1 protein-coding gene is annotated in these 931 nt (G+C 43.2%); it reads left to right on the top strand.

The window, feature by feature from the left end:
* The first annotated feature begins 249 nt into the window (after nt 1-249).
* The gene (locus HW443_RS11955) at nt 250-762 is read left to right on the top strand and encodes a hypothetical protein (protein ID WP_176236181.1); all 513 of its coding nucleotides are present in this window, start codon (nt 250-252) and stop codon (nt 760-762) included.
* Nucleotides 763-931 lie beyond the last annotated feature (169 nt).

Raw genomic sequence — 931 nt, 5'->3', positions numbered from 1 at the left:
ATCATGGGCTTGATCCTTTTCATCGGTACTGACCTGGCCCCTCTCTTTAGGGAGACAGGGGAAATGGTAGGTCTTACCTTTCCGGAGGGCTATGGGGAGGTCTTCGCCTGGGCTCTGGCTCTCAGGTGGTGCCCTGGCTGCTGGTGAAGGTGATCAGTCCATTCTACGGTTTTGACTGAATCTGCCTTGACAGACTGAACCTGCTCTATTGTCACATTTGACCTCCATGTATTAGTATTAGTCGAAATGTTGGGAAGACCTGAGAGCCTTAGTAGTTGGAAGCAGGGCCATGGGACTTTAAAGATTGGGTCAGAGGACGGGCTTGAGAGGTGGTCAAAGCCGTTCAAAGGAAAAGCAGAAAGTACTTTCCTCACCTTCAATAACAACTTCAAAATCCTTAGAAACGACAAGAATAAGGGTAAAGGAATATCGTTGGTCCCCAAATCATTTTATATTACCAAGAAATATGAAAAGCTATTTCCGCTATTAGCTATTGCTGTGCCCCTGTTGGCAATTTTTTACCCCCTGGTATTTCTGGGTAAAGTCCCCAATTATATGGATCCCATGACCCAATTTGTGCCCATTCGAGTATTTATAAAAAACAGTATTTCTTCCGGGATTTTTCCCCTCTGGAATCCTTATCAGGCTGGTGGGGTCACAGTAATAGGCAATCCTCAGGCGGCCTTGCTTTACCCCATCAATTTAATTTTATCTTCTCTAGGAGACCTCAAGGGGGAAACTCTGTCCTCAACCCCAGAATAGCCAAAAATAATCCATAAAAATAATCCCGAATTCCCTAAATCCGAATTTATTCAAAGCAGAGATTTGCTTTTTGCAGGCATATTTTTGTATTTTTGTGAAAGTTGCGGAATCGCTGGGTCATACATTTTTTTCTTGACAAGGAGATGATAATATGATATAGTGGAACTAT

It is taken from the genome of Candidatus Hakubella thermalkaliphila, assembly GCF_013281975.1.
GTDB lineage: Bacteria > Actinomycetota > Humimicrobiia > Hakubellales > Hakubellaceae > Hakubella > Hakubella thermalkaliphila.
The sequence above is the reverse complement of the archived record's forward strand: the minus strand, read 5'-3'. Positions and strand labels throughout refer to the sequence as shown.